The organism is Streptomyces sp. NPDC018833 (genome assembly GCF_044390825.1).
In the GTDB taxonomy this organism is placed as follows: domain Bacteria; phylum Actinomycetota; class Actinomycetes; order Streptomycetales; family Streptomycetaceae; genus Streptomyces.
In genome coordinates this window covers 716,151-741,066 of record NZ_JBIRZM010000002.1, presented here as the reverse complement: position 1 = coordinate 741,066, position 24,916 = coordinate 716,151, and the positions used below count along the sequence as shown (strand labels likewise).

23 protein-coding genes and 4 pseudogenes are annotated in these 24,916 nt (G+C 72.0%); 11 read left to right on the top strand and 16 right to left on the bottom strand.

What is annotated here, in order from left to right; translation table 11 throughout:
• Together ACH5AF_RS07175 and ACH5AF_RS07170 are read left to right on the top strand one after the other, a co-directional pair.
• A pseudogene (locus ACH5AF_RS07175) lies at positions 1 to 101 on the top strand (electron transfer flavoprotein subunit alpha/FixB family protein); the annotation flags it as partial.
• Between the two features lie 166 nt (positions 102 to 267).
• The gene (locus tag ACH5AF_RS07170) at positions 268 to 1,557 is read left to right on the top strand and encodes a DUF6986 family protein (protein WP_398900428.1); all 1,290 of its coding nucleotides are present in this window, start codon (positions 268 to 270) and stop codon (positions 1,555 to 1,557) included.
• A 185-nt stretch (positions 1,558 to 1,742) separates the two neighbouring features.
• Here the strand turns inward: ACH5AF_RS07170 and ACH5AF_RS07165 are convergent, their stop codons facing one another.
• Positions 1,743 to 2,723: a LacI family DNA-binding transcriptional regulator gene (locus ACH5AF_RS07165; RefSeq protein WP_398900427.1), complete on the bottom strand. Its 981-nt coding sequence runs from the start codon at positions 2,721 to 2,723 to the stop codon at positions 1,743 to 1,745.
• A 226-nt stretch (positions 2,724 to 2,949) separates the two neighbouring features.
• Between ACH5AF_RS07165 and ACH5AF_RS07160 the strand changes: the two genes are divergently transcribed.
• On the top strand, positions 2,950 to 3,909 hold the full coding sequence (locus ACH5AF_RS07160; protein ID WP_398900426.1) for an ROK family protein: 960 nt from the start codon (positions 2,950 to 2,952) through the stop codon (positions 3,907 to 3,909).
• A 119-nt stretch (positions 3,910 to 4,028) separates the two neighbouring features.
• Here the strand turns inward: ACH5AF_RS07160 and ACH5AF_RS07155 are convergent, their stop codons facing one another.
• Positions 4,029 to 4,205, bottom strand: coding sequence for a hypothetical protein (locus ACH5AF_RS07155; RefSeq protein ID WP_215182592.1), 177 nt, complete (start codon positions 4,203 to 4,205; stop codon positions 4,029 to 4,031).
• Positions 4,206 to 4,370: 165 nt separating this feature from the next.
• Between ACH5AF_RS07155 and ACH5AF_RS07150 the strand changes: the two genes are divergently transcribed.
• Positions 4,371 to 5,405, top strand: coding sequence for an NUDIX domain-containing protein (locus ACH5AF_RS07150; RefSeq protein WP_398900425.1), 1,035 nt, complete (start codon positions 4,371 to 4,373; stop codon positions 5,403 to 5,405).
• Here ACH5AF_RS07150 and ACH5AF_RS07145 read toward each other — a convergent pair.
• Both ACH5AF_RS07145 and ACH5AF_RS07140 read right to left on the bottom strand, forming a co-directional pair.
• A complete protein-coding gene (locus ACH5AF_RS07145) occupies positions 5,379 to 6,086 on the bottom strand; it encodes an MBL fold metallo-hydrolase (RefSeq protein WP_398900424.1) in 708 nt (235 codons plus the stop codon). The genes ACH5AF_RS07150 and ACH5AF_RS07145 overlap by 27 nt on opposite strands.
• Before the next feature lie 358 nt (positions 6,087 to 6,444).
• Positions 6,445 to 7,809 carry a dipeptidase gene (locus ACH5AF_RS07140; protein WP_398900423.1) on the bottom strand — a complete coding sequence of 455 codons (1,365 nt, stop codon included), beginning with the start codon at positions 7,807 to 7,809 and terminating at the stop codon, positions 6,445 to 6,447.
• Between the two features lie 110 nt (positions 7,810 to 7,919).
• On the opposite strand from ACH5AF_RS07140, the gene ACH5AF_RS07135 reads away from it, so the two are divergent.
• On the top strand, positions 7,920 to 9,188 hold the full coding sequence (locus ACH5AF_RS07135; protein WP_398900422.1) for a geranylgeranyl reductase family protein: 1,269 nt from the start codon (positions 7,920 to 7,922) through the stop codon (positions 9,186 to 9,188).
• Positions 9,189 to 9,343: 155 nt separating this feature from the next.
• Here ACH5AF_RS07135 and ACH5AF_RS07130 read toward each other — a convergent pair.
• Positions 9,344 to 9,571 (bottom strand): annotated as a pseudogene (locus tag ACH5AF_RS07130) (deazaflavin-dependent nitroreductase); the annotation flags it as partial.
• On the opposite strand from ACH5AF_RS07130, the gene ACH5AF_RS07125 reads away from it, so the two are divergent.
• The gene (locus ACH5AF_RS07125) at positions 9,521 to 9,898 is read left to right on the top strand and encodes a TetR-like C-terminal domain-containing protein (RefSeq protein ID WP_398900421.1); all 378 of its coding nucleotides are present in this window, start codon (positions 9,521 to 9,523) and stop codon (positions 9,896 to 9,898) included. The pseudogene ACH5AF_RS07130 and the gene ACH5AF_RS07125 sit on opposite strands and share 51 nt — an antisense overlap.
• A gap of 508 nt (positions 9,899 to 10,406) precedes the next feature.
• On the opposite strand, the gene ACH5AF_RS07120 is transcribed toward ACH5AF_RS07125, so the two are convergent.
• Together ACH5AF_RS07120 and ACH5AF_RS07115 are read right to left on the bottom strand one after the other, a co-directional pair.
• Positions 10,407 to 11,504: a catalase family protein gene (locus tag ACH5AF_RS07120; protein WP_398900420.1), complete on the bottom strand. Its 1,098-nt coding sequence runs from the start codon at positions 11,502 to 11,504 to the stop codon at positions 10,407 to 10,409.
• A gap of 108 nt (positions 11,505 to 11,612) precedes the next feature.
• Positions 11,613 to 12,068: a MarR family winged helix-turn-helix transcriptional regulator gene (locus ACH5AF_RS07115; protein ID WP_398900419.1), complete on the bottom strand. Its 456-nt coding sequence runs from the start codon at positions 12,066 to 12,068 to the stop codon at positions 11,613 to 11,615.
• Positions 12,069 to 12,313: 245 nt separating this feature from the next.
• Here ACH5AF_RS07115 and ACH5AF_RS07110 point away from each other — a divergent pair.
• A pseudogene (locus ACH5AF_RS07110) lies at positions 12,314 to 12,451 on the top strand (LuxR C-terminal-related transcriptional regulator); the annotation flags it as partial.
• Positions 12,452 to 12,605: 154 nt separating this feature from the next.
• Here the strand turns inward: ACH5AF_RS07110 and ACH5AF_RS07105 are convergent.
• Positions 12,606 to 14,096 (bottom strand): MFS transporter, encoded by a 1,491-nt coding sequence (locus ACH5AF_RS07105; protein WP_398900418.1) that lies wholly within the window; start codon positions 14,094 to 14,096, stop codon positions 12,606 to 12,608.
• 87 nt (positions 14,097 to 14,183) lie between these two features.
• On the opposite strand from ACH5AF_RS07105, the gene ACH5AF_RS07100 reads away from it, so the two are divergent.
• Positions 14,184 to 14,597, top strand: a complete 414-nt coding sequence (locus tag ACH5AF_RS07100; RefSeq protein WP_398900417.1) for a MarR family winged helix-turn-helix transcriptional regulator — start codon at positions 14,184 to 14,186, stop codon at positions 14,595 to 14,597.
• A gap of 281 nt (positions 14,598 to 14,878) precedes the next feature.
• On the opposite strand, the gene ACH5AF_RS07095 is transcribed toward ACH5AF_RS07100, so the two are convergent.
• The 3 genes from ACH5AF_RS07095 to ACH5AF_RS07085 form a co-directional block, all read right to left on the bottom strand.
• Positions 14,879 to 15,571 (bottom strand): maleylpyruvate isomerase family mycothiol-dependent enzyme, encoded by a 693-nt coding sequence (locus ACH5AF_RS07095; protein WP_398900416.1) that lies wholly within the window; start codon positions 15,569 to 15,571, stop codon positions 14,879 to 14,881.
• 189 nt (positions 15,572 to 15,760) lie between these two features.
• A complete protein-coding gene (locus ACH5AF_RS07090) occupies positions 15,761 to 16,105 on the bottom strand; it encodes an SCO4225 family membrane protein (RefSeq protein ID WP_398900415.1) in 345 nt (114 codons plus the stop codon).
• A 65-nt stretch (positions 16,106 to 16,170) separates the two neighbouring features.
• Positions 16,171 to 17,508, bottom strand: a complete 1,338-nt coding sequence (locus ACH5AF_RS07085; RefSeq protein WP_398900414.1) for an MFS transporter — start codon at positions 17,506 to 17,508, stop codon at positions 16,171 to 16,173.
• A 76-nt stretch (positions 17,509 to 17,584) separates the two neighbouring features.
• Here ACH5AF_RS07085 and ACH5AF_RS07080 point away from each other — a divergent pair, with 76 nt between their 5' ends.
• Positions 17,585 to 18,799: an ROK family protein gene (locus ACH5AF_RS07080; protein ID WP_398900413.1), complete on the top strand. Its 1,215-nt coding sequence runs from the start codon at positions 17,585 to 17,587 to the stop codon at positions 18,797 to 18,799.
• Between the two features lie 348 nt (positions 18,800 to 19,147).
• Positions 19,148 to 19,999, top strand: coding sequence for a YhjD/YihY/BrkB family envelope integrity protein (locus ACH5AF_RS07075; protein WP_398900412.1), 852 nt, complete (start codon positions 19,148 to 19,150; stop codon positions 19,997 to 19,999).
• Between the two features lie 265 nt (positions 20,000 to 20,264).
• Here the strand turns inward: ACH5AF_RS07075 and ACH5AF_RS07070 are convergent, their stop codons facing one another.
• The 4 genes from ACH5AF_RS07070 to ACH5AF_RS07055 all read right to left on the bottom strand — a co-directional run bounded on the left by ACH5AF_RS07070 (position 20,265) and on the right by ACH5AF_RS07055 (position 22,691).
• Positions 20,265 to 20,846: a DUF4865 family protein gene (locus tag ACH5AF_RS07070; RefSeq protein ID WP_398900411.1), complete on the bottom strand. Its 582-nt coding sequence runs from the start codon at positions 20,844 to 20,846 to the stop codon at positions 20,265 to 20,267.
• 6 nt (positions 20,847 to 20,852) lie between these two features.
• Positions 20,853 to 21,440, bottom strand: a complete 588-nt coding sequence (locus ACH5AF_RS07065; protein ID WP_398900410.1) for a TetR/AcrR family transcriptional regulator — start codon at positions 21,438 to 21,440, stop codon at positions 20,853 to 20,855.
• Between the two features lie 224 nt (positions 21,441 to 21,664).
• On the bottom strand, positions 21,665 to 22,186 hold the full coding sequence (locus tag ACH5AF_RS07060; RefSeq protein ID WP_398900409.1) for an ATP-binding protein: 522 nt from the start codon (positions 22,184 to 22,186) through the stop codon (positions 21,665 to 21,667).
• Positions 22,187 to 22,367: 181 nt separating this feature from the next.
• Positions 22,368 to 22,691 carry a hypothetical protein gene (locus ACH5AF_RS07055; RefSeq protein ID WP_398900408.1) on the bottom strand — a complete coding sequence of 108 codons (324 nt, stop codon included), beginning with the start codon at positions 22,689 to 22,691 and terminating at the stop codon, positions 22,368 to 22,370.
• Positions 22,692 to 22,886: 195 nt separating this feature from the next.
• Between ACH5AF_RS07055 and ACH5AF_RS07050 the strand changes: the two genes are divergently transcribed.
• The gene (locus tag ACH5AF_RS07050) at positions 22,887 to 24,077 is read left to right on the top strand and encodes a PLP-dependent cysteine synthase family protein (protein WP_398900407.1); all 1,191 of its coding nucleotides are present in this window, start codon (positions 22,887 to 22,889) and stop codon (positions 24,075 to 24,077) included.
• Between the two features lie 227 nt (positions 24,078 to 24,304).
• Here the strand turns inward: ACH5AF_RS07050 and ACH5AF_RS07045 are convergent.
• Positions 24,305 to 24,623, bottom strand: a pseudogene (locus ACH5AF_RS07045) (DUF3626 domain-containing protein); the annotation flags it as partial.
• Positions 24,624 to 24,916 lie beyond the last annotated feature (293 nt).

Genomic DNA, 24,916 nt, shown 5'->3' with positions numbered 1-24,916 from the left:
CCGAGGCCCCGATCTTCGACCTCGTCGACTACGGCGTGGTCGGCGACCTCTTCGACGTCGTCCCGCAGCTGACCGAAGAGGTCAAGACCCGCAAGGGCTGACCCCACATCTTCCCGCCAGGGGCCGCACGGTGATCTTCACCGTGCGGCCCCTGCCGGTTGTGGCGGACCATTGACGCAGATCACGACCGCCCATTAACTTCTTTCAACAGAATGTTGATTCCGTGAAGCGGAAAACACGGATACACGATGTGCGGAGGGTGTGGGAATGGGTCAGCAGGAGAAGGTGGCGACGAGCCTCGCCGGTGCGGTCAGCGAGGGCATCAGTGCCTCCCTGGCGACGGTGGACGCGGAGCTCGCCCGCCGGTACCCGGGAGACCCCGGCACCCGCCAGCCCGTCCACACCGTCTACGTCCCCGGCAACGACTTCGCCGCCGACACCATCCGCTCCTGGGGCGACGCGGCCCTGGCCGCGCTCGACGAGCACGCCCCCGACCCCGCCACCCTGGCCCGTGTGCTCGGTCTCGCCGACGACCTCGCCGAGCCCGTCTACGCACGCGTACGGGCCAAGCTGGAGCGCGAGCCGATCGAGGACCTGCGCGTCGACTTCGAGGACGGGTACGCGGGCCGCGACGAGGACGCCGACGCCGCCCGCGCCGCCCAGCTGATCTCCGAGGCGTACACGAAGGGCACCGCGGCGCCGTACATGGGCATCCGCATGAAGTGCATGGAGGCCGCCGTGCGCGACCGGGGCATCCGCACCCTCGACGTCTTCCTCACCGGCCTGATGGAGGCCGGAGGCCTGCCCGGCGGACTCGTCCTCACCCTCCCCAAGGTCACGTACGCCGAGCAGGTGTCCGCGATGGTCCGGCTCGTCGAGGAGTTCGAGAAGGCCCGCGGTCTGGAGACCGGCCGCATCGGCTTCGAGATCCAGATCGAGACCAGCCAGTCCATCCTCGGCCCGGACGGCACCGCCACCGTCGCCCGTATGATCGACGCCGCCGAGGGCCGGGCCACCGGACTGCACTACGGCACCTTCGACTACAGCGCCTGCCTCGGCGTGAGCGCCGCCCACCAGGCCAGCGACCACCCCGCGGCCGACCACGCCAAGGCCGTCATGCAGGTCGCCGCCGCCGGCACCGGCGTACGCGTCTCCGACGGCTCCACCAACGTCCTGCCCGTCGGCCCCACCGAGAAGGTCCACGACGCCTGGCGCCTGCACTACGGCCTCACCCGCCGCGCCCTCGCCCGTGCGTACTACCAGGGCTGGGACATGCACCCCGGCCACCTCCCCACCCGCTACGCCGCCGTCTTCGCCTTCTACCGCGAGGGCTTCGAACAGGCCGCGGCGCGCCTCGCCGCCTACGCCACTCACACCGGCGGCGACGTCATGGACGAGCCGGCCACCGCCAAGGCCCTCAGCTCCTACCTGCTGCGCGGTATCGACTGCGGGGCACTCGACACCACGGAGGTCGCCCGGCTGACCGGCCTGACGCGCGCCGACCTCGACGGCTTCGCGGCGCCCCGGCGCGGGGAGCTGACGGCCGCAGCCGAATAGCGGTTGCCCCCCGGCTCACCGCCGGCCACGCCGCGGTCGAAGGGCCTCCCCGTTCCGCCGTACGTCCACGTGATCCACGCTCACCGCGACCGCGGGCGGCACCGCGGGAGGTTCCGACGGCGGCACGACCGGCGGCTCGCGGTCCGGGATCGGGCCGGGGGCCTCGCCCGAGCGGCGCCGCGGGGTCAGGCCGGCGGGGAGATCTCGCCGGAGCCGCGGGGGATCAGCACCGTGTCCAGCGTGACGTGCGTCGGCTCCTCGTTCACTCCGTCCAGCCTGCGGAACAGCCGCTCCGCAGCCGTGCGGCCCAACGTGGCCGAGTCCTGGGCTATGACCGTGATGCCGAGCAGATCGGCGAGTTCGATGTCGTCGAACCCGACCAGCGCGACCGGTTCCTCGCGTCCGGCGAGGAACCGCACCACGGTCACCGTCACCCGGTTGTTCCCCGCGAAGATCGCGGTGACCGGCTCGGGCGCCATGAGCATCGCCGCCACCGCGTCCCGGACCCGCTCCGGCGCCGTGGAGCCCAGCGAGACCCAGGATTCGTCGATCTCCAGACCGGCGTCCTCCATCGCCGCGCGATAGCCGCGCAGTCGCTCGACCGCGGTGTGGATGCGCGGCTGGTCGCCGATGAAGGCGATGCGCCGGTGGCCGTGGGCTATCAGATGCGCCACGCCCGTGTGCGCTCCGCCGAAGCTGTCGGACATCACCGTGTCCGCCTCGATCCGCCCGGCCGGACGGTCGACGAACACCGTGGCCACGCCCGCCTTGATCTCCGGCTCCAGATAGCGGTGGTCGTCACCGGCCGGGATCACGATCAGCCCGTCCACCCGGCGCGCGCACAGCGCGAGCACCAACTCCTGCTCGCGATCGGGGTCCTCGGCACTGGAACCGTTGATCAGCAGGGCGCCGTGTGCCCGGGCGACCTCCTCGACGGCACGGCTGAGCGGCCCGTAGAAGGGGTCGGCGAGGTCCTCCAGCACCAGCCCGATGGACGCGGTCCTGCCCTTCCTGAGCACCCGCGCACTGTCGTTGCGGCGGAACCCGAGGGACTCGATGGCCTCCTGCACCCGCCGCTCGGTGTCGGGCGTGACGCCCGGCTCGCCGTTGACCACCCGCGAGACGGTCTTGAGCCCCACCCCGGCGCGCGCCGCGACGTCCTTCATCGTCGGCCGATTTCCGTAGCGCGGCTCGGGGCCTCGGGGCCTCACCGGCGACTGCGGGGGACGGGTCGTATCGGCCACGGTGAGCTTTCTGTCCGAGGGCAGGCGGTCGCGTCCGATGGTATGGGATGGTGTGGCGTCGGGCATAGGGCCTGGACAACGTTGTCAGAGGAATGGAGACTGTGTCGAATCCGCAGGTCCGACAGTCTCCCCGGGGGATCCCACACCGATGCATACCAGCCTCGTCGCCGCTCTCGACATCGGCGGCACCAAGATCGCCGGCGCGCTGGTGGACGGGGGTGGCGCCCTTCTGCTGCGAACGCAGCGGCCCACACCGGCCCGCGAGAGCGGCGACGCGGTGATGCATGCGGTCGAGAGCGTCCTCGCCGACCTGACGGCTTCGCCGTTGTGGGGGGGCGTGCGGGCGGTCGGCATCGGCAGCGCGGGCCCCGTGGACCGCTCGACCGGCACGGTCAGCCCGGTCAACGTCCCCGGCTGGCGCGACTTCCCACTCGTCGAGCGGGTCTCCCGGGCCGTCGGCGGACTTCCCGTGGAACTCGTGGGCGACGGCGTCGCGATGACGGCCGCCGAGCACTGGCTCGGCGCGGCCAGAGGCCACGACAACGCGCTCTGCATGGTCGTCTCGACAGGGGTCGGCGGCGGTCTGGTGCTGAACGGCCGCCTCCACGCGGGCCCCACGGGCAACGCCGGGCACATCGGCCACATCAGCGTCGAGCTCGACGGCGACGCCTGCCCGTGCGGTGCGCGCGGCTGCGTCGAGCGGATCGCCAGCGGCCCCAATATCGCCCGCCGCGCCGTGGAGAACGGCTGGCGGCCCGGTGCAGACGGTGATGCCTCGGCCGCCGCCGTGGCCGAGGCCGCACGCGCGGGCGACCCGGTCGCGACCGCCTCGTTCGAACGCGCGGCCAAGGCCCTCGCCGCGGGGATCGGCGCGACCGCGACCCTGGTCGAGATCGACATCGCCGTGATCGGCGGTGGCGTGGCGGGAGCGGGTGACGTGCTCTTCGCGCCCCTGCGCCGTGCGCTGCGCGAGTACGCCACGCTGTCGTTCGTGCAGCGCCTGACGGTGGCGCCCGCGCGGATGGGCGCGGACGCGGGCCTGGTCGGCGCGGCCGCGGCGGCGACGCTCGGGCGGGGCGAGACGCCGGTGGCGGTGGGCCGCGCCTGACGGCCCGCCGTGCCCGGGTGGCGGCCCGATCCGTGAGCTCGGCTCGCCGGGGGCGGGCCGGGCCGTGCGGGAGCCGGTCCTCAGCCGACCGCCCGGGCCCAGGGGCGCCCCGGGCGAACTCACCAGGCGTGCTCGGTCTGCTGTTGCGGGACGACCACCAGAAACGCGTCCGACTCCAGGTCCATCACCACCTCCGCGGCCAGCCCCTCGTCCCGGCGGTGCCGGGCGTACTCCTCGGCGTGCCAGCTGCCCCGCGGGTCACCCGCAGGGAACTTCTCCAACACCGTGCGGCGCATCACGCACCCCCTCGTCTCTTCCGCTCCAACGACGGCTCCCGGCAGGTGTCACGGGCAACGGCCCGGCCACAGTTGCGTCCCTGATCGGCCAACCCGTTCCGGCCGGGGGTTTCCGTGGCAGGGTGATGCGGGCAAGCCACTGTGGGCAACGGAAGAGGGGGACCCGTGATCGTCTGGATCAACGGTGCGTTCGGAGCGGGCAAGTCGAGTGCCGCACGCGAACTGATCGATCTGATCCCCAACAGCACCCTGTTCGACCCCGAGCTCGTCGGCGCCGGTCTGCGACACCTGCTCCCGCAGAAGCGGCTCGACGACGTCGGGGATTTCCAGGACCTCCCCATCTGGCGGCGGCTCGTCGTGGACACCGCGTCCGCACTCCTCGCGGAGTTGGGCGGGGTGCTGGTGGTGCCGATGACCCTGCTGCGACAGGAGTACCGCGACGAGGTGTTCGGCGGGCTCGCCGCCCGGCGCATCCCCGTGCGCCATGTGCTGCTCTGCCCGGACGAAACGATCCTGCGCACCCGTATAGCGGGCCGCGAAGTGCCCGACACCCCCGACGGCGACCAGCGCGTCAGACAGTGGGCGTACGACCACATCGAGCCGTATCGCGCCGCACTCGGCTGGATCACCGCCGACGCGCACGTCATCGACACCAGCCGCATCGACCCACGGGAGACGGCCCGGCAGATCGCCTCCGCCGTACGGACCGGGGCAGCGGCTGCCTGCGACATCGTCCAGACACCCGAACCCACCTCCGAGACCGTCGCCGCGGGCGTCCTCCTCTTCGACGACGAGAACCGGGTGCTGCTCGTCGACCCCACCTACAAGCCGGGTTGGGAGTTCCCCGGCGGAATCGTCGAGAGCGGTGAGCCACCCGCGCGCGCGGGAATGCGGGAGGTCACCGAGGAACTCGGCATCGAGCTGCCCGACGTCCCACGGCTCCTCGTCGTCGACTGGGAGGCCCCGCGCCCGCCCCGCTTCGGCGGGCTGCGGCTGCTGTTCGACGGGGGCCGGCTGCCCGCCGGCGGTGCGGAACGCATACGCCTGCCCGGACCGGAGCTGCGCGACTGGCGGTTCGTGGGCGAGCAGGAGGCCGCGCATCTGCTGCCGCCCGCGCGCTACGAACGGCTGCGCTGGGCGCTGCGCGCCCGTGAACGCGGCACCGTGCTCAACCTAGAGGCCGGCATCCCCGTCGGCTGACGCCTCCGCCGCGTTCAGCAGCGCCGCGGTGGCGTTCTCGGTCAGCGGGTCGCCGTGGCCGAAGCAGACCGTCGACGGCGCGAGCGAGGCCAGCCGGCGCATCGACACCTGGGCCGTCGCCCGGTCCACGTTGAACACCCCGAGCATCACCTGCCCGACCCCCGCCACGCAGTCGCCCGTGAACAGCACCCCGTGGTGCGGCAGATGGATGCCGATCGAGCCGTCGGTGTGACCGGGCGAGTGGACCACGCGCGCACCGCCGCCGAAGTCCAGTACGTCGCCGTCCTCCAGCTCCCGGTCCACCCGGGTCGGCGGCGCGGGCGGCACCGTGAGCCCGTGCTCGTACAGCGGGACCTCCCAGTCCAGCAGTACGGGCTCGGGCACGGGCGCCTCGCCCCGCACGACCGGTGCGTCGAGTCGATGCGCCAGCACCTCGGCCGCGTATCGCTCGGCCAGCTCCCCGGCGGCGCCCATGTGGTCGCGGTGACAGTGCGTCAGAACGATCCGGCGGATGGCGGCCGGGTCGAGCCCGGCGCCCCGTATCGCCTCCTCGATCAGTGGCGCGGCGTCCCGATGGCCGGCGTCGACGAGCGTCAACTCGTCGCCGTCGCGCCACAGGTAGGCCTGGCCGACGGGGAAGCGGAACATGTGCAGCTGCGGCAGTACCTGAAGAAAGTCCATGCGGTGAACGTACGCACCGGCATACGCCCGCCGCCCGGGACTTCGCTGGCGGCGATCTTCGCCGAGCGCTGAACGGCCCTGTGCCAAGCCGCCCCTGGGTGTCGAGCCGTCCTACGCGGAACGGTTCCAGCGCGCTGAACGGCCCCTGGATGTCGAGCTGTTCTACGCTGAACGGTCCCTGCGCCGAGTCACCACCCGCCGAGTCACCACGCGAGGCTGAGCCGCTCTGCGCCGAGTCACCACGCGCCGAGTCAGCACGCGAGGCTGAGCCGCTCTGCGCCGAGTCACCACGCGAGGCTGAGCCGCTCTGCGCCGAGTCACCACGCGTCGAGCGGCGCCCCCGCGCTCCGTCAAGTGGTCAATCCTTCTTGGACACCGCGTAGTTCACCAGGAACAGCGCCTCCGCGACCGACAGCCGCTCCAACTCCTCCGGGGACACGCTCTCGTTCACCGCGTGGATCTGCGCCTCCGGCTCGCTGAGCCCGATCAGCAGGATCTCGGCCCTCGGGTACAGCGCGGCGAGCGTGTTGCACAGCGGGATGGAACCGCCCATCCCGGAGGCCTGCATCTCCTCGCCGGGGTATGCCACGCGCATCGCCTCGGCCATCGACGTGTACGCGGGGCTGGTGACGTCCGCCTGGAACGGCTGGCCCTGGCCCACCTGTTCCAGCGTCACACGCGCATTCCACGGGGTGTGCTTCTCGATGTGCGCGAACAGCAGCTTCGTCGCCTCGGCGGCGTCCTGACCCGGCGGCACCCGCAGGCTGATCTGCGCCCGCGCGCTCGCGGGGATCGACGGGGTGGCGCCCGCCACCGGGTGGCAGTCGATACCGATCACGGTGACGGCGGGACGCGCCCAGATCCGGTCAGCGACCGTGCCGTTGCCGGGCAGGGCCACACCGTCGAGGACCTTCGCGTCCTTGCGGAACTCCTCCTCGGGGTACTGCAGGCCCTCCCACTCGGCCTGCGCCGGAAGGCCGTCGATGACCGTCGAACCGTCCTCCGCGCGCAGCGAGTCCAGTACGCGTATCAGCGCGGCGAGCGCATCGGGCGCGGCCCCGCCGAACTGGCCCGAGTGCAGGTTCCCTTCGAGGGTGTCGACCCGGACGCGGATCATGGTCATGCCGCGCAGCGTCGCCGTCACCGTCGGCAGACCCACCCGGAAGTTGCCGGTGTCGCCGATCACGATCGCGTCGGCCGTCAGCAGGTCGGGGTGCTCCTCGACGTAGCGCTCCAGGCCGCCCGTGCCCTGTTCCTCCGAACCCTCGACGATCACCTTGACCGATACCGGGACGCCGCCGTTCGCCTTCAGGGCGCGCAGCGCGAGCAGGTGCATGATGAAGCCGCCCTTGCAGTCGGCCGCACCGCGCCCGTACCAGCGGCCGTTGCGCTCGGTCAGCTCGAAGGGCGGGCTCACCCAGGCGGCCTCGTCCAGCTTCGGCTGCACGTCGTAGTGCGCGTACAGCAGCACCGTCGGCGCGCCCTCGGGGCCGGGGAGCAGTCCGTACACCGACTGCGATCCGTCCGGGGTGTCGAGGAGCGCGACGTCCGCGAACCCCTCGTCGCGCAGTGCGTCCGCCACCCAGTTGGCCGCCGCCTCGCACTCGCTGCGGGGCGCCACCGCCTCGTCCGCCACCGACTGGAAGGCCACCAACTCCGTGAGCTCCGCCTTGGCGCGGGACATCAGCGAGGCGACGGTCTCGGCGATCGGATCGGCGGTCATGGGCACGCTCCTTGTGGGTGCGACGTTGTGCGATGTGTGTACGGCAAATGTGTGGTCGATCCTCCCACAGGGGGTGGGGCGGGTCTGCGCCGTAGGATGCCGTCGAGAGCATGGGCCATGGGTCGGATCGGGAGCAGAAGTACATCGTGAGCAGCGAGAACGATGCCACCGGAGCAGAGGCGGCAAATGAGCTCGGCGACGGTCCCGCGTGGGACGTCGTCGTGGTCGGCGCAGGACCCGCCGGGGCGGCGGCGGCGTACGCGGCGGCTGTCAGCGGCCGCAGAGTCCTGCTTTTGGAGAAGGCCGACCTGCCTCGCTACAAGACCTGCGGCGGCGGCATCATCGGCCCATCGCGCGACAGCCTGCCACCCGGCTTCGAGCTGCCCCTGCGCGACAAGGTGCACGCGGTCACGTTCTCGCTGAACGGGAAGCTGGCCCGCACCCGCCGCTCCAAGCGGATGCTCTTCGGGCTGATCAACCGCCCGGAGTTCGACGCCGGCCTGGTCGAGCAGGCGGAGAAGGCCGGCGCGGTGGTGCGCACCGGCGTCACCGTCTCCCGAGTGGAGCAGCACGGTCCCGCCGTCCCTGACCGGCGCACGGTCGCCGTCGTGCTGTCGGACGGCGAGACGCTGCTGGCACGCGCGGTCGTCGGCGCCGATGGCAGCGCCAGCCGGATAGGCGCGCATGTCGGTGTGAAGCTCGACCAGGTGGACCTCGGCCTGGAGGCAGAGATCCCGGTGCCGGACACGGTCGCCGAGGACTGGGCCGGCCGCGTGCTCATCGACTGGGGCCCGATGCCCGGCAGTTACGGCTGGGTGTTCCCCAAGGGCCGGACGCTGACGGTCGGTGTGATCTCGGCGCGCGGCGAGGGCGCCGCGACCAAGCGGTATCTGGAGGACTTCATCGCCCGGCTGGGACTGGCGGGCTTCGAGCCCGCCATTTCCTCGGGTCATCTGACGCGCTGTCGCAGCGACGACTCGCCGCTGTCGCGCGGCCGGGTCCTGGTGTGCGGGGACGCGGCGGGTCTACTGGAGCCGTGGACCCGGGAGGGGATCTCGTTCGCGCTGCGATCGGGACGGCTCGCGGGGGAGTGGGCGGCACGGATCGCCGAGGCGCACGACGCCGTGGACGCCCGCAGGCAGGCGTTGAACTACACCTTCGCCATCAAGGCGGGGCTGGGTGTGGAGATGGCGGTCGGCCGGCGGATGCTCGCCGTCTTCGCACGCCGGCCCGGCCTGCTGCACGCGGCGATCACCGGGTTCCGGCCCGCGTGGACGGCCTTCACGGACATCACACGCGGGGCGACGACGCTGGCCGGCCTGGTGCGCAGCCACTCCCTGGCGCGGCGCGCGCTGGACATGCTGGACAAGCGCGCCTGAGGCCTGGCCGGCCGCTGCCGCCGGGTGCGTTTTCGTCAGGTGGGGAATATCGGGCGCGCTCAGCGGGCGTCATCGGGTGGCGTCGTCGGGCCATTTCAGCCGGCGGGTGGCTCATCGAGCGTGCGCCGGCCGGCGCGGCCGTCATCGGACGGGCGTCATCGGGCGATGGTGATGCGGAAGACGGGATGCTTGTGGGCGGCGGCCAGCAGCTCCTCGTCCGTGGAGTCGGCGTCGATGTCGCCGAAGAAGCGTCCGACCTCCCAGCCCCAGCGCTTGAGATAGGAGCGCAGCAGGGCGGGCTTCTCCTCGTCGCGCAGCTCCACGGCGGTGAAGTGCTGCGTCCTGCGACCGACCCGGAGGCGTCCGCCGCCCGTGAAGCCCATCGCACGGAGGGCCTGGCCGTCCCGCCGCTCGGCGACGCACTGCGCACCGAGGCCGACCGCATCACCGCCGACATCGCCCCTGATCTGCCGCCGTCCGTCGCCACCGCGCTCGTTGCCGCCTGGGCGCAGCTCTTCGGGCTGATCTCGTTCGAGGTCTTCGGGCAGTTCGAGCGGGTCGTCGAGGACCGAGATGTCTTCTTCGCGCATGCCGTGGGCCGGCTCGCCGTGGAAGTCGGGCTGCGCCCATCGCACGCCGGGGCTGCGTCGCGCGCGCCGCGCGCCGGTCGGGCCGCTGGTGCGCCGGCCGACAGCAGCGCGGGGTCCTGACGCAACACCCGCTCGTGCAGGGCGTGCAGCGCCTGCCCGGATCCGCGCCCATCGCCTCCGGGATCCGGCGCCGCGCCGCCTCGTCGGCGATCGGAGTGCGTCCGCCGAGCGGCCGCTGCGGTACGGGGCCGACGCAAGCGGCGCACCAGCCACTCCCGGTGGGCGCGGCGCACCAGCCACTCCCGGTGGGCGCGGCGCACCAGCCACTCCCGGTGGGCGCGGCGCACCAGCCACTCCCGGTGGGCGCGGCGCACAAGCCACTCCCGGTCGCGGCACGCCGGTTCGTGCCCCCAGTCGCCGGAGCGCCCGGTGCGATCTCGCCTCGATCCGGGAGTCGGGAACCAGCATCCGTTCCTCCGCCCACGGTTTGCTTTCGCGGGAGGAACCGGAGTGGGCGAGGGGGTGCTCGTGGGGGTGGGTACCCTTCCTCCAGGGGGAGTGCGTCGGAGCGCGCCCGATGAGGAAACCTTCTACGGATTCGCCTGCACCCCCCCTGGTCGTGGAGTTGTCAGAGGAGTTCGGCGCTGCCGGCCGGCTCCTGGCGCGGCTGGTTGTTGAGGCGGTGTCGCTCGATCGAGGACCGGCGGTAGACCTCTTCGCGCACCCGCTGGATCTCGCCGACCGGTTGGTGGTCCTCGCGGGTGCGCCACGGGGTGATCGATGTGCCGTCCGCGGCCGTGAGGTTTTCTTCGCCGCCGATGTCCTGGCGCGGGATGTCGATCCGAGCCACGGTCACCCACGGGGAGAGCTGCTCCGGCCACTCCACCGACGTGTTGTCCACGGGCATCCGCGCGAGGTCGGCGTTGAGCTGGACCTGGAGTTCGAAAGCGTGGTCGCGCTCCTGGGCCTCCGCCACGAGCGTGTTGCGGAAGGCCTCGCCGTCCGCGCGCACATCGACGTCGAGGTGGGTGACGGGGGTGACCGGGACCGTACGGATCTTGGCGATGTGGTCGCCGTACCGGAAGGCGCCCATGCTGTTGTACGTGTACGACAGCAGGTTCCGGCGCTGCACCTGGGTGAACGAGAGCATCGCGAACAGTTCGTCCCACAGCCACTCGTCGGCGCTCGCCAGCGTTCCGCGCCGGGTGAGGAACTCACCCATCCAGGACTTGCGCCGGGCAGGGTCGACCAGGGCGTCCGGCAGTTCGGCGAAGAGCTCCTCGATGACCATGTAGTCGTAGGCGGTGTTGGCGAAGAACACCGTGTTGTTGATCAGGTTGAGGTCGAAGGTGGTGGCCTCGGACTCGTCGGCCAACAGTGAGGCGCCGGGGACACCGAACATCTTGATGCCCATGCCGCAGGCCGCGCCGAGCAGCGAGTCGGCGCGCAGATGCCCGAGCCCGTTGGAGTAGCGCACGACCGCGTCGTACGTCGCCGGGGCGGCGAAGATTCCCTGAGCGTACGGCGCCGCGACCTCACCGAGCGTGACTGTCGCCTTCATGAGGCCGTATGTCTTCCCGTGGGCAGTCCGCACCGCGCGCCCGACGCCCTGCCGTTCGACCGATTCGCGGGTGCGGCGGGCGACGTTGCTGACGACCTCGTCCAGCTCCTGCTGATAGCCGGGGCGCTCGACGGGGGCGTAGTCCTCGTACCTGACGAATTCCATCGTGGCTCTCTCCTTCGCGCTCGCTGTTCCACAAGAACAGTAGCGCACAATTCAATTGTGCACGATGTAACTGGCTGTGATGATTCCCACGCGGCCGCCGGTGCCCGCTCAGCCGGCCGGCGTGCCCAGCCGCTCGATCAGCGTGCGTAGCTGGTCGCGCAGTTGCACCGTCTCCCCGGCCGTCAGGCCGTAGATCCGGCCCATTGAGCCCGGTACCCCTTCGGCCCGCTCCTTGAGAGCCCGGCCCTGCTCCGTCGCCTCCACCATCACCAGGCGTTCGTCGTCCGGGCGCCGCTCCCGGCGCAGCAGACCCGCCGTCTCCAGGCGCTTGAGCAGCGGCGACAGGGTGCCGTAGTCGAGCCCCAGCATGCTGCCCAGCTCTTTCATCGGCACCGGGCCGCGCTCCCACACCGCGAGCATCACCAGATACTGCGGATAGGTGAGCTCCAGCTCGGCCAGCACCGGCCGGTACGCCGCCGTCACCGCCCGCGAGGCGGAGTACAGCGCGAAACACAGCTGGTCGTCGAGGGTCAGGGAGGTGCCCGGGGGCCGGTTGTCTGCCATGCCCACATTCTCGCTCCGGCCCTTCGCGACTCCCACCGGACCGTCCGCGCCGGATTGCGAGGCTCAGGCGGGCGGCGCCGAGATCATGAGGTTACTGAACGGCTCCGCCTCTTCCACGGCGTCGCCCAGGGCGTGATGAGTGTGGCGCCGCCGCGACGGCGACCCGCGTGGCCTTGGCGACGGCGCGCAGCGAGAGCCGGGCCTTCGTCGCGTAGCGGGTCTTCAGGTCCATGCAGCCAGATCCCCGCCGCCTCGTCGTCAGCCCGCTCACCGCCAAGACGCATGTGAGCCGCACGATGGTCAAGCTCGGCGCGCGCGACCGGGCCCAACTGGTGGTCCTCGCCTACGAGTCCGGCCTGGTGCGCCCCGGCTGGCTCGGCTGACCGGGCGTGTGACGCGAGGCTGCCGACTTGCCTGGCCGGGTGTGTGGTGCGAGCTCGCGGGACCCGGCGTTTGGTGGCGCGGCCGACCGGCAGGTGATGCGGCGGCCGGCGGGCTGGTGCCCGCCGGCCGCGTTCCCCCGGAACGGCGGGGACGTCAGTCGGCGACCTTCACCCGCTCCCGCTCAGGCTCCGCCGCCGGCAGGGACCGTGCGACGAGGACCGACTCCCCGCCGGCGGCGCGCCGCGCCCGCAGACCGGTGAGCGTGATCAGCAGCCCGACGGCCGCGATAACGGTGACGACCACCAGCCCCGGCCGGAAGCTGTCCAGGACCTCCTGCGGGGACCGGCCGGTCTCGCCGCCCGCGGTGATGACGGCGGTGACGACGGCGAGGAACAGGGCGCCGCCGACCTGGATCGAGGTGTTCAGCAGACCGGAGACCATGCCCTGCTCGTGGTCCTCGACACCGCTGGTGGCCTGGATGTTGAGCGAGGGGAAGGCCAATGCGCAGGCCGCGCCGATCAGCAGCATCGACGGCAGCATCACCGCGGCGTACGCCGGCGTCAGGTCGACCTGGAGGAACAGTGCGTACGCGACGACCAGCAGCGCGAAACCGGTGGCGATCACCCGGGGCGTGCCGAAGCGGTCGACGACCGAGCCGATCTTCGTCGCCGACAGCGCCACCAGCGTGCCTGCGGGCAGGAACGCGAGGGCGGTCTGCAGGGCCGACCAGCCGAGCAGCGACTGCATGTACTGCGTGACCAGGAACTGGAAGCCGACGTAGGAGCCGAAGAAGAACGCCGCGCCGAGGTTCGCCCGGATCTGGTTGCCCGAGCGCAGTACGCCGAGCCGGATCAACGGGTGTGAGCTGCGGCGCTCGATGGTGATGAAGGCGGCGAGCAGGACGGCGGTGGCGGTGAAGGAGAGCAGCGTCTGAGCCGAGGCCCAGCCCACCGCCGGGGCCTGGACGACGGTGAAGACGAGCAGCAGCATCGCGAGCGTGCCGGTGACGGCACCGGGCAGGTCGTAGCCCTTGCCCGCGTCCTCGCGGCTGCTGCGCGGGATCAGCTTGATGCCGACGAGGAACGCGATCAGGGCGATGGGCGCGGGCAGCAGCATGGTCAGCCGCCAGCTCACCTCGGTCAGCAGTCCGGAGAGCACGAGGCCCATGGAGAAGCCGGTGGCGGCGCAGGTGGTGTAGATGGACAGCGCGCGGTTGCGCTGGGGGCCTTCCTTGAAGGTCGTGGTGATGATCGACAGGCCGGCCGGTGCGGTGAAGGCGGCGCTGAGGCCCTTGATGAAGCGGCTGGCGATCAGCAGGGGGCCGGAGTCGACGAGGCCGCCGAGCAGGGAGGCGAGCGCGAAGACGGCCAGGGCGACGAGGAAGACACGGCGGCGGCCGAGGAGGTCGGCGGCGCGCCCGCCGAGGAGAAGGAGCCCGCCGTAACCGAGGATGTAGCCGCTGACGATCCATTGCAGGGTCGACGTGGACAGTTCGAGATCGGTGGCGATCGAGGGAAGGGCGACGCCGACCATCGAGACGTCGAGGGCGTCGAGGAACATCGCGGCGCAGAGCACGAGCAGGGTGCCCCACAGCCGCGGGCTCCAGCGGTCCTGCGACGCGGGGGCGTCGATCGGAGAGGTCATGCGGAGCACACTACATGCACATGCATTGACTGCAAGTGCATTTAATTCCCGTGCAACAAAGGGCGGCTTTTCTGCTAACGTGCGGTCATGGCTGCGACGAAATCCGAGCGCGCGCTCGTGGAGCAGTGGCGGGACGTCCTCGCGCTGCATGCCCGCACGATGTGTGAACTCGATCGTGAGCTGCACCGGTTCGGGCTCGGCGCCAGTGACTTCGAGGTGCTGGACATGCTCGCGGAGACGCGCGCGGACGACGGCGGACCCACGGGTGACTGCTCCTATCGCGTCCAGGAGCTCGCCGCCCGCGTTCATCTCAGCCAGAGCGCGCTCTCACGCCTGATCGCCCGCCTGGAGAAGGAAGGGCTCGTCACCCGGGGCATGTGCGCGGAAGACCGGCGCGGTGTGCGGGTCGCGCTCACCGACGAGGGCCGGGCACGCCACGCCGAGGTGAAGCCGCTGCAGCGTGCGGTTCTGTCACGGACGCTGCCGGGCCCGGCGGACTGAGGGCTCGCGACGCTCAGACGGCGCGTGGAGGCGGCGCCCATGGCGAGCCCGACGTACTCGGCGACGGTGTCAACGAGCTGCTGCCACGCCGGGAGGTACCACGCCGCCGGATCGGCAACCGTCGCGGTGGGGCCGGGCCTGCGGCCACGGGGCGCGGAGGACGGGCCTGCCCACGGCCTGCTGCCACTGGTGGGCGCAGGGGGCGCGTCTGCCACGGCGTGGGGCCGGCCCGTACCGTCGCGGCCGTGCCGCGTACGGCACAGGCCCGGCCGCGACTACGGTCAGGTGATGCCCGACGTCTCGCGCCACAGGCGCGTGAGGGCCTGATCGCCGGTCACGGAGACGGCGTCCATCGGCAGCCGGTTCCACAGGGTCAGGTAGAGCCGCTCCGCCGAACCGCTCAGCTCGCAGTCGCACGGGCCCTCGCCGCCACGCTCCGTGCGCGCCGGCTCCTGCGACAGCCGTACGGTCCACACGTCGCCCGTATCCGTCGCGACGACGCGCAGCAGCTGGGGATTCGCGGTGCGCACCCGGCTCTTGCGCCGTGCATGGAACGCCGACAGCAGCTCGTCGATCCCGTCCACCGCCGGCTCCGGGGCGACCGGTCCGGGCTTCCCGTACGCGGCGGACTCGGCGTCCGCCCGGTGCACCGCCGTCTCGTGGGCCTGCCGCCGCGCCCAGAACGCCAGCGGCGAGGGCGCCGGCAGGAACGACCAGCACTCCAGGTCGGCAGGGGCCTCGTGCAGCGCCGCCACCAGCAGGCCATGCCCCTCCCGGAACCATGCGAGAAGGTCGTCGCCGTCGAGATCCGGTTCGCCGGCGTCGGGGCGGTAGGAGGTGTACCCGTCGGTGACGAACGCCGTGGCCCAGCGGTGCACCGTGCCCGTGTGCCGCAGCAGATCCCGCACCTGCCAGCCGGGGCACGTCGGCACGGGAGCGGCAGGGCCCGCCGCTTCGGCAGCCGATGCGAGCAACTGCCCTTCCCGCACGAGGAATCCGACCAGCGAGGGGGATCTTCATGGTGCAGAGTGTGCCCCAGTGCGTCGACGCGGGCTCCAGGGCGCCCGTCGACCACGGCGCCCGCGCCAGGGCCTCCGGCCCGCGCAGCCCACGCCTCCGGCATCCGGCCCGTAGGGCCAGGCCCGGGCGTCCGTACGCCTGTGTCAGGCCCCGTGCGGGTGCGCTGTGTGCGGCCCGCCGCCCAGCAGGCGTACGAACAGGCCCAGCGCGCACGCCTGTACAAGGACCGCCAGGACCAGTGCCGGGTAGAGGAACCCGGCCGACTCCGCCACGCCCTCCCCGAACAGCGTGCCCAGCGCCATGAGCGCGAAAATAGTGGGCGCGGTCAGCAGGAACAGCCATATCCCGGCCATCGACGCGTCCTCGTGGTGCACGAACAACGTGTCGACGGCCACGAAGAGGGCCGCCGCGACCACCAGTGCCAGATAGATCCTGGAGGCGGGGTTGCCGAAGGTCAGTCGTGCGAGCGAGGTCAGTCGAGCGTGCATGGCCGTCTCCCCTGGTCGTCGTCGCTCCATGCTCTGACCGTTCGGGTGCCCGCACCTGAGTACGGCTACTCAGCCGCGCTGGGGGAAACGGCGCGTTCCCCGCGTCGCGCACGTACTCGCCCTACGGCGGACGCGACCCGGCCGCTCCCCGAACCCGGCCCGTGCCGGGCCACTTCCGTGCCCGGCGCAGACGCGTGGCGTGCGCAGAAGGCGATCAGTGCGGCGCCGGCGGCCAGCGCTGCCACCGTCGTGAGGGCGACGGGCAGCGAGAACCAGTCCGCGAGGAAACCGATCGCGGGCGGGCCGAGCAGCATGCCGCCGTAACCGAGGGTCGAAGCGGCCGCGACCCCGCCCGGCCCGGCCAGAGCGCCCGCCCTGCCGACGGCCACAGGGAAGATGTTCGCCAGCCCCAGACCGGCGACCGTGAAGCCCAGCAGGGCGAGCCACACCGTCGGTGCGAGCGCGCCGAGCAGCATCCCGGCCGCGGCCGTGGCGCCGCCGGCGACGAGCGTACGGGTCAGTCCGAGCCGTTCCAGCAGGAGCGTGCCGGTGAGCCGGCCCGCGGTCATGGCGAGCGCGAACAGGGAGTAGCCGGCAGCGGCCACGCCCGGATGCGCGTGCAGATCGTGCTCCAGGTGCAGCGCGCTCCAGTCGGCCATGGCGCCTTCGCCGTACGCGGTGCACAGCGCGATCACGCCGAACAGGAGCACCAGGTTGCGGGTGCGCCCGGTCAGGCGCGCGGGCACGGACGTGCCGGACACAACACCCTCCTCGCCCTCCGGCGCCGGGGGCCGGTGGGCCATCAGGGCCGGCCCGGCGAGGGCGGTGACCAGGAGCCCGAGCACGGTGAGGGCGAGCAGATGGGAGGTGGGGGACAGGCCGCCGGCGACGAGACCGCCGAGGCCCGCGCCGAGCATGCCGCCGAGGCTGAAGGCCGCGTGGAAGCTGGGCATGACGGGCCGCCGGAGGGCGGCGATCAGATCGACGGCGGCGCTGTTCATGGCGACGTTGATCCCGCCGTACGCGGCGCCGAAGACGAGGAGGACCAGGCCGAGGGCGAGCGCGGAGTGCGTCAGCGGCGGCAGGGCCATGCTCAGCGAGAGCAGTACCGCGCTGCCGACGGTCACCGCGTGGCTGCCCAAGCGGCGGCACAGGCGGCCGGTGAGCGTCATGGTGATCACGGCCCCGGCGGAGACCCCGAGGAGCGCGAGACCGAGGTCGCTCGCGGAGGAACCGGTCTGTTCCTTGATCGCGGGGATGCGGACGACCCAGCCGGCGAAGAGGAAGCCGTCGAGGGCGAAGAAGACGGTGAGGGCGGTGCGGAGGCGGGACAGGGAAACGGAGGCGGGGTTTCCGCCGGGTCCCCCCGGTACGGCCGTCCTGAGTTTGTTTAGTAGCGGCACAAAGTCAGGATAGGGGCGCGCGCCCGTTGTGCACAAGGCGGCGGCTCCAGGTCCGGATCATGGGAGACTCAGCTGCATGAACGGCAAGGCGACGACCACCCGGACGAGACTGGAAAGAGGCCGCAGCGCCCTCGGCCCGGCACTGGAACTGGTGCACACCGGGCGTGCGCCCACGCGTGCCGTCCTCACCGCCGAGCTCGGCGTCACCCGCGCCACCGCCGGAGCCGTCGCCGCCGAGCTGGAGGCGCTCGGCCTCATCCGCGTCGACTCCCGGCCCGGCGCCGCCGCCGGTTCCCAGGGCCGTCCCTCGCACCGCCTCGCCGTCGACGACACCGGTCCCGTCGTCCTCGCCGCCCAGGTCCACGCCGATGGCTTCCGGGCAGCGCTCGTCGGGCTGGGGGGGCGTATCGTCGCCACCGCGCCCGGCTGCGTCACCGTCCAGGCGGACCCGGCACAGGTGCTCGGGGAGGTCGTCGAGGCGGGCGCGACGCTGCTGCGCGAGAGTGGGCGGCGCTGTGCCGGAGCCGGGCTCGCCGTGCCCTCCGCGGTCGCCGAACCGGAGGGGACCGCCCTCAATCCCCTGCACCTGGCCTGGCCGGCCGGCGCTCCCGTACGCGACATCTTCGCCGAACGCGTCGTCGCCGCGGGCATCCGAGGGCCCGCCTTCACCGGCAACGATGTCAATCTCGCGGCCCTCGCCGAGCACCGCCACGGCGCCGGCCGCGGCGCCCAGCACCTGCTGTGCGTGGCCACCGGCCACCGCGGCGTCGGCGGCGCGCTCGTGCTCGACGGCCGCCTGCACACGGGCAGTTCGGGCCTCGCGCTGGAGGTCGGCCACCTCACCGTCAACCCCGAGGGGAGGCCCTGCCACTGCGGCAGTCGCGGCTGCCTGGACGTCGAGGCGGACCCGCTCGCCTTCCTGACGGCCACGGGACGCGAACCCGGCCCCGAGGTGTCCCTGCTCCAGCAGTCCAGGGACCTGCTGCGCGGGGAGTACGACGACCCGGCGGTGCGCGGGGCGGCGGCGGAGCTCATCGACCGCCTCGGCCTCGGTCTCGCCGGGCTGGTCAACATCCTCAATCCGGACCGGATCATCCTCGGCGGCCTGCACCGCGAACTCCTGGAGGCCGACCCGGAACGCCTGCGCGCGGTCGTGGCCGACCGCAGCCTGTGGGGCCGCAGCGGGGGAGTCCCGATCCTGTCGTGCACCCTGGACCACAACAGCCTGGTCGGAGCCGCGGAACTGGCCTGGCAGCCGGTCCTCGACGACCCGCTGGCGGCGCTCGCCTGATGCCCCGTCAGCAGACCGCCCGGGCGGGAGGAGCACGCCGTCCCCCTGCCCGCCCGTGACGGAGTCGCTGCGTGGCCATCGGTCACCGGCGCCCGGGCGTCGCGTGGGTCTGCGTGGCCGCCGACTCCGGCGCGTACGGGCGGCGCCGGGGCTTCTTCCTTACCGCGTGGGGCGGCTCGGCCGGCTTGCCACGCGGCCGGGGCGGGTGCCCGGGCCTACCCCGCCGCGCGGGACGGTTGCCCGCGTGGCCGGATACCGGCGCCCCCCATCGCCGCACCCCAGGCCCCGGCCACCCGTCCGGAGGACCGGTCGGCGGGTCGTGGGACGCTTACGGGTAGTTCATGACCTATGACCGACACGCCCTCCGGCCCGCGCCGCGCCCACCGGTTCGAGCATCTGCACCGCAGGGTGATCCAGTCACCCGTCGGGCTTGGCTGGAACCGTGGCCGGGAGATGGAGCTCATGCACCGCGCCATGGGCTTCGCCGCGCTCGGCTTCGTCACCCTTGTCCCGCTGCTCATCGTCGTCGCGGCCGCCGACCCGGTCAGTGCCGAAGGCTTCGCCCGCTGGCTCGGTGAGGGGCTCGGCGTCTCGCGGGAGTCCCAGAACCAGGTCGAGGAACTGTTCGGCAGGCCCGGACAGGCGCTGCAACGCACGACGGCGTTCGGTCTCGCCGCGCTCGTCGTCTTCGGACTGACCTTCGGATCCGCCGTGCAGACAGGCTACGAGAAGGTGTGGGATCTGCCCACCGCCCGCTGGCACACCATGTGGCGCCATGTGGTGTGGCTGGCGCTGCTCATCCTCTTCCTCATGGTGTTCGTCAATGTCCCGGACACCGCGGACCCGGCGGTGGCCGACGTGTTGGCCACCATTGCCGATCTGCTCGGGACGGTCCTGTTCTTCTGGGTGTCCCAGCGACTGCTCCTCGGCGGTCGTGTCCGCTGGCGGGCCCTGCTGCCCGGTGCGCTGGTCACCGCCGTGTCGATGCTCGGGCTACGGGTCTTCTCCCAGCTGGTCTTCTCACCGCTGATCGCGTCGAACACGGTGACGTACGGTCCCTTCGGCACCGTTCTCGTTCTCCAGTCCTGGCTCGTCGGCGTCGGCGTGGTGGTCTACGGCGGGGCCATCGTCGGGCGCCTCATCCACGAGGACCTCACCCGGCGCCGACTGGGTCACGCCCTGGAGCACAACGACCTCTAGCCGCGCCCCGCCCGGCTCAGCGCCCCGCAGCTCCGACCGGCGCCGTGGCGAGGCCCCGGCCGGGTCGAGGATCGGGATCCGGTCCGTCAGCTCCTTGCCCAGGACGGCCTGCGACCGCGGTCGCGGCCGTCGCAGCAGATGCACCCGTCCCGGGCGTCCCGGGCGTCACCGTGTCCCCGCCCAGCAGCAGCCGGTCCCGTGACCGGCGGCCGGCGCGGCCGGCGGCTCGGGCAGCCGCCAGTCGGTCGCGTGACACGGACGAGCCTCACCAGTGCCGCCCCCGGCTCAGGCCGGCGCGTTCGGGTGCCGAGACGTGCAGCACCCGGTAGTGGTCGCCGACCGCCGTGGGGAAGTCGTGGTCCCACAGCGTCACGTACAGCAGTTCCCAGCGACGGGGGTCGACCCCGAGCGCCGCGCAGACGACCCCGTCCCGCCGCGCCAGCCGCTCCGTCTCCGCTGCGGCCTCCTCGATGAGCGGACCGGGCCGGGCGCCCGCGGGCAGCCGCTGGCTGCGCCGGACCGCGGTGCGCGCCGCAGCCGCCGCCGCGGGCCCCTCGTGGTACGCGGCTCCGGTCCAGTGCTGCACGTCGGGGCGGCCGAAGTCGTCGACGATGCCCTGGAAACCGGGGCCCCACAGAAAACTGTTCATGCCCTCGGGCGCTGCCCACAGATACAGCGGCGCGTACTGGTTCACCGGCGAACCGCCGGCACGTTCCCGCATGAGAAACGCCTTGAGGCCGAGGCCTGGGAAGTCGTCGAGCAGATGGCCGCGGGTCGCCACGCGGTCGCGGATGATGCCCATGTCGTAGTCGGCGGGCAGGGTGATCTCGTACTGCATCGCATGCACGGTCGGTCAGCTCCCTTGTGCCGAAGGGGATACGAGCAGGGCGAGCAGGCCGCGGACGCCCGCGTCGAACGCGGTGCTCGAGCCGGAGGCCCGCGCCAGTACGTAGCCTCCCTGCACGGTCGCGACGATCGTCGCCGCTACCTCGGACGGTACGAGCACGGCGCTCAACTCGCCCCGCTCAAGGCCCTCTTCGACGATCCCGGCGAGCCTGCCCCGCAGCCATGCCAGCGTCTCGTCCACGGGGGCCCGCAGCTCGTCGCTCGCGACGACGTCCGGATCCATCGTCAGCCGGCCGAGCGGGCACCCGCGCAGGACGTCGCGCTCGCGCAGGAGATACGCGGCGATCCGCTCGTGCGCCGTGCCGGGACCGCTCAACGCGGCCTCGGCCGTGGCGCGCAGCTCGTCGGCCGTGCGCCGGATCGCGGCCAGCGCCAGGTCCGGCTTCCCCGAGAAGTGGTGGTACATGCTGCCCTGGCCGGCGCCGGCCTGCTGCTGGATCGCCTTCGGGCTGGTCCCCACGTAACCCCGTTCCCACAGCAGCGCACGGGTGGCTTCGACCAATCGTTCCGAGGTGCTCATTCGACCACTGTACATACCAGTAGGTACAGAGGTCGATCAGAGGTCCCGGCGGCCGGAAGCGGCCGCCCCCGGCCCTGGTACTCCCGCGGAGGTACGTGCACAGCCGCTGGCCGTACGACGACGTGGACGTTCTGCGGCGGGAGCCTCGAAGACATCACGGAACCACCGCGAACCGAGCGCCCCCGAGGAGCTGAACCGACATGAACACCCTGGCGTCCGGCCGTCCCTGCTCCGCCTGGTCAGTCCGTAACGGCCGACCGGACAGTGGCAGTTGCGGCCTCGGCCGCCGCCTCGGGCACCTCGGTGAACGGGCCGGTGGTCGTCGCCCCGTACACCGCCGGATAGTCGGGCAGAGCCAGCGCGGGGAACTTCGCGGGCAGGGTGAACCACACGACCTTGCCCGCGTCGCCTCGCGGCCGTACACCCCAGCTCTCGCTGAAGGCGGCCACCAGTGCGAGCCCGCGGCCGTGGGTCTCGGAGGAGTCCGCGTCATGGACGGTCGGCAGACGCGGATCGTGGTCGTGGACGGAGACCGTGAGCCTGTCGAGCAGCAGCTCGACGTTCACGGTGCACGTCTTGTCCGGCTGAGCGTGCCGGTGCACATTGGTCAGCAACTCGGTGACGCCGAGTGCGGCCTGGTCGATCAGAGGATCGAGATGCCAGTAGCGCAGTTGCGCCGAGATGATTCTGCGGACCTGACCGATCCGCGACGGCAGGGCCTGGAGCTCCACCGTGCAGTGCCTGCTGGGCTGGCTGATCACGGCTGCGACTCCCCGAAATAGTCCGGAAGAAGACGACACAAGAGATCCAGCAGTCGGCCGCCTGCTGAACGTACCGGCGGGGCTGGATCTCAGCGTGACCGCCGGTGAACCCTGAGTGATGTGGAACCAGCGTGAACCATGGCCGCGGGGGCCGCAACTCGCGGCACTCCCGTGCTCGTTCTCAACTCCTGTGACCGCCCGCTCCACGCACGGCGTCGAGGAAGCGTCCCGCAAGGGCCTTGCCGTCCGGCCGTCGACTGCGCTGACCCATGGTCAGGCGGTAGCGCTTGCCGTTGAGCGTCGCCACCGTACTGTCGTCACCGGCGAACCAGGGCCGGCCGGCGGTGACGGCGCGCACAGGCGCGCTCTCGATCACGCGGCCGTAGCTGGTCATCAGCGCCAGCCGGCCATCCTTGATCATCACTTGCCCGGCCCGCGTCAGTGAACGCGGCCAGCGCTCGATCCGCACGCCCGTGGCACTGAAATCCGGCTCCGCGGTTGCCATCGTCTCCGCCCCCTTCGCAGCGACTCCTGGAGGAAGTCTGCACACTTGGGCCGCCGCGCACCAGTGCGCCTCGTCACGGCGCTGCGCAAGGGACTCCTATGGACCCCCAAAGCGATGGTTTGCCCAGGTGAGGGCCTTACTGTTGCAGGTGGTGCAGACAGTGGACCAGCGGTGGGCGAGACAAGGGCGGCACTCATGAGCACGCGTGAGAATCCAGTGACGGTCCCGCGGGCGGGCGAAGCATCCGCCGGACGGGTGAGACCGGACACGGCGGGCTCGGCCGGCGCGGTCGCCACCATCGACGTGGACCGCACGGACAACGCCTACCGGGCCTGGCTGAAAGAGGCGGTGCGCAAGGTCCAGGCCGACGCCAACCGCTCCGCGGACACCCACCTGCTGCGCTTCCCGCTGCCCGAGGAATGGGGCATCGACCTCTACCTCAAGGACGAGTCCACACACCCCACCGGCAGCCTCAAGCACCGCCTGGCCCGGTCGCTCTTCCTCTACGGCCTGTGCAACGGCTGGATCCGGCCGGGCAAGCCCGTCATCGAGGCGTCCAGCGGTTCGACCGCCGTCTCGGAGGCGTACTTCGCGAAGCTGATCGGCGTCCCCTTCGTCGCCGTGATGCCGCGCACCACCAGCCCCGAGAAGATCCGGCTGATCGAGTTCCACGGCGGGCAGTGCCACTTCGTCGACGACTCGCGCCGGATGTACGAGGAGTCCGCCGCACTCGCGGAACGCACCGGCGGCCACTACATGGACCAGTTCACCTACGCGGAACGGGCCACGGACTGGCGGGGCAACAACAACATCGCCGAGTCGATCTACCAGCAGCTGCGGCTCGAACGCTACCCGGAGCCCGCCTGGATCGTCGCGACCGCCGGCACCGGAGGCACCTCCGCGACCATCGCCCGCTATGTGCACTACATGCAGTACGACACCCGGATCTGCGTCCCCGACCCGGAGAACTCCTGCTTCTTCGACGGCTGGACCCACGGCGATCCGGACGCGAGCAGCGACTGCGGCTCGCGCATCGAGGGCATCGGGCGGCCCCGCATGGAGCCGAGCTTCGTCCCCGGCGCCATCGACCGCATGATGAAGGTGCCCGACGCGGCGAGCGTCGCCGCCGTGCGCGCCCTGGAGACGGCCATCGGGCGCAAGGCGGGCGGCTCCACCGGTACCGGCCTATGGAGCGCGCTCAAGATCGTCGCCGAGATGGTGGACAGGGGCGAGCGGGGGAGCGTGGTCACCCTGATCTGCGACCCGGGCGAGCGCTACCTCGACAAGTACTACTCCGACGACTGGCTGGCCGGGCAGGGGCTGGACATCCGCCCGTACGCGGCCGCCGTCGAGACGTTCCTGAGCACGGGCGCCTGGCCCTGCTGAGCACCGCGCAGCCGCCGGGGCAACGCGTCGTAGCGGGTGGCGAGGCCTACCGCACCGAGCTCGTCCAGCACCAGACGGTGGGGGCTTGGCCACACCGCGCGCCGGCCCACGCGGTGAACCGCCAGGTGGACGGTCTGCCATGAGGCACCGAAGACCGGTGGCAACTGCCCTCCTGTGCATCCCGAGGCGGACACGAAAATGATCCCGCGAGGACCGCGCGATCGTCCGGCGTCTTGGTCATCGTCCAGAGCGAGTTCGATGAGACCCATGCGGTCTCCCGTACCGAAGTCCGCAGGTTCCAGAAACCTTTCCGGGTAGCAGAACCTGTCCGCATCAGCGCCTGGGCGTTGAGCCGGAAGTGGGCAGAACCGAAGCGCGGCGCCGCGCCGACAGGCTTGCGGCGGAAGTCCAGCGCCCATAGACGGGCCGCTGGTGAGCCGACGCGTTGTCGTAAGCGCCGTTGAAGATCCGGCGCTCCCACCTCCACCGGTCACCACCGGGGTAAGCGGTCAGGCCCCCGTTGCTCGTCCCGGTGACAAACTGCGACGTGCATGTCGCTGCCGCTCTCGATCAGCTCGGGCCTCGGCTGGGCACGCTCGTCATCCTCGACGCCAGGCGGCTACGCGTCCCTGGAGGGATGGGCCACCAACCCCGGCACCGTCGAGCAGGTGGCCTTGGAAGGCACGGGCTGCTACGGCGCCGGCCTGTCCGGGTGGAGGAGACAGCGCGGCCACCGTGTCGTTGAGGTCAACCACCCCGACCGTCGGACTCGCCGCCGCGGCGGCAAGTCCGAAGTCGTTGATGCCCGGCGCTTCCTAACCGGCCGGTAGCTGGGGCGA

Bases quoted from the DNA above. Each gene is read 5' to 3' on its own strand.
- ACH5AF_RS07170 (WP_398900428.1), top strand. From the start codon at position 268: ATGGGTCAGCAGGAGAAGGTGGCGACGAGCCTCGCCGGTGCGGTCAGC.
- ACH5AF_RS07165 (WP_398900427.1), bottom strand. From the start codon at position 2,723: ATGAAGGACGTCGCGGCGCGCGCCGGGGTGGGGCTCAAGACCGTCTCG.
- ACH5AF_RS07160 (WP_398900426.1), top strand. From the start codon at position 2,950: ATGCATACCAGCCTCGTCGCCGCTCTCGACATCGGCGGCACCAAGATC.
- ACH5AF_RS07155 (WP_215182592.1), bottom strand. From the start codon at position 4,205: ATGCGCCGCACGGTGTTGGAGAAGTTCCCTGCGGGTGACCCGCGGGGC.
- ACH5AF_RS07145 (WP_398900424.1), bottom strand. From the start codon at position 6,086: ATGGACTTTCTTCAGGTACTGCCGCAGCTGCACATGTTCCGCTTCCCC.
- ACH5AF_RS07140 (WP_398900423.1), bottom strand. From the start codon at position 7,809: ATGACCGCCGATCCGATCGCCGAGACCGTCGCCTCGCTGATGTCCCGC.
- ACH5AF_RS07135 (WP_398900422.1), top strand. From the start codon at position 7,920: ATGGGCCATGGGTCGGATCGGGAGCAGAAGTACATCGTGAGCAGCGAG.
- ACH5AF_RS07120 (WP_398900420.1), bottom strand. From the start codon at position 11,504: ATGGAATTCGTCAGGTACGAGGACTACGCCCCCGTCGAGCGCCCCGGC.
- ACH5AF_RS07115 (WP_398900419.1), bottom strand. From the start codon at position 12,068: ATGGCAGACAACCGGCCCCCGGGCACCTCCCTGACCCTCGACGACCAG.
- ACH5AF_RS07105 (WP_398900418.1), bottom strand. From the start codon at position 14,096: ATGACCTCTCCGATCGACGCCCCCGCGTCGCAGGACCGCTGGAGCCCG.
- ACH5AF_RS07100 (WP_398900417.1), top strand. From the start codon at position 14,184: ATGGCTGCGACGAAATCCGAGCGCGCGCTCGTGGAGCAGTGGCGGGAC.
- ACH5AF_RS07090 (WP_398900415.1), bottom strand. From the start codon at position 16,105: ATGCACGCTCGACTGACCTCGCTCGCACGACTGACCTTCGGCAACCCC.
- ACH5AF_RS07080 (WP_398900413.1), top strand. From the start codon at position 17,585: ATGAACGGCAAGGCGACGACCACCCGGACGAGACTGGAAAGAGGCCGC.
- ACH5AF_RS07075 (WP_398900412.1), top strand. From the start codon at position 19,148: ATGACCGACACGCCCTCCGGCCCGCGCCGCGCCCACCGGTTCGAGCAT.
- ACH5AF_RS07065 (WP_398900410.1), bottom strand. From the start codon at position 21,440: ATGTACAGTGGTCGAATGAGCACCTCGGAACGATTGGTCGAAGCCACC.
- ACH5AF_RS07055 (WP_398900408.1), bottom strand. From the start codon at position 22,691: ATGGCAACCGCGGAGCCGGATTTCAGTGCCACGGGCGTGCGGATCGAG.
- ACH5AF_RS07050 (WP_398900407.1), top strand. From the start codon at position 22,887: ATGAGCACGCGTGAGAATCCAGTGACGGTCCCGCGGGCGGGCGAAGCA.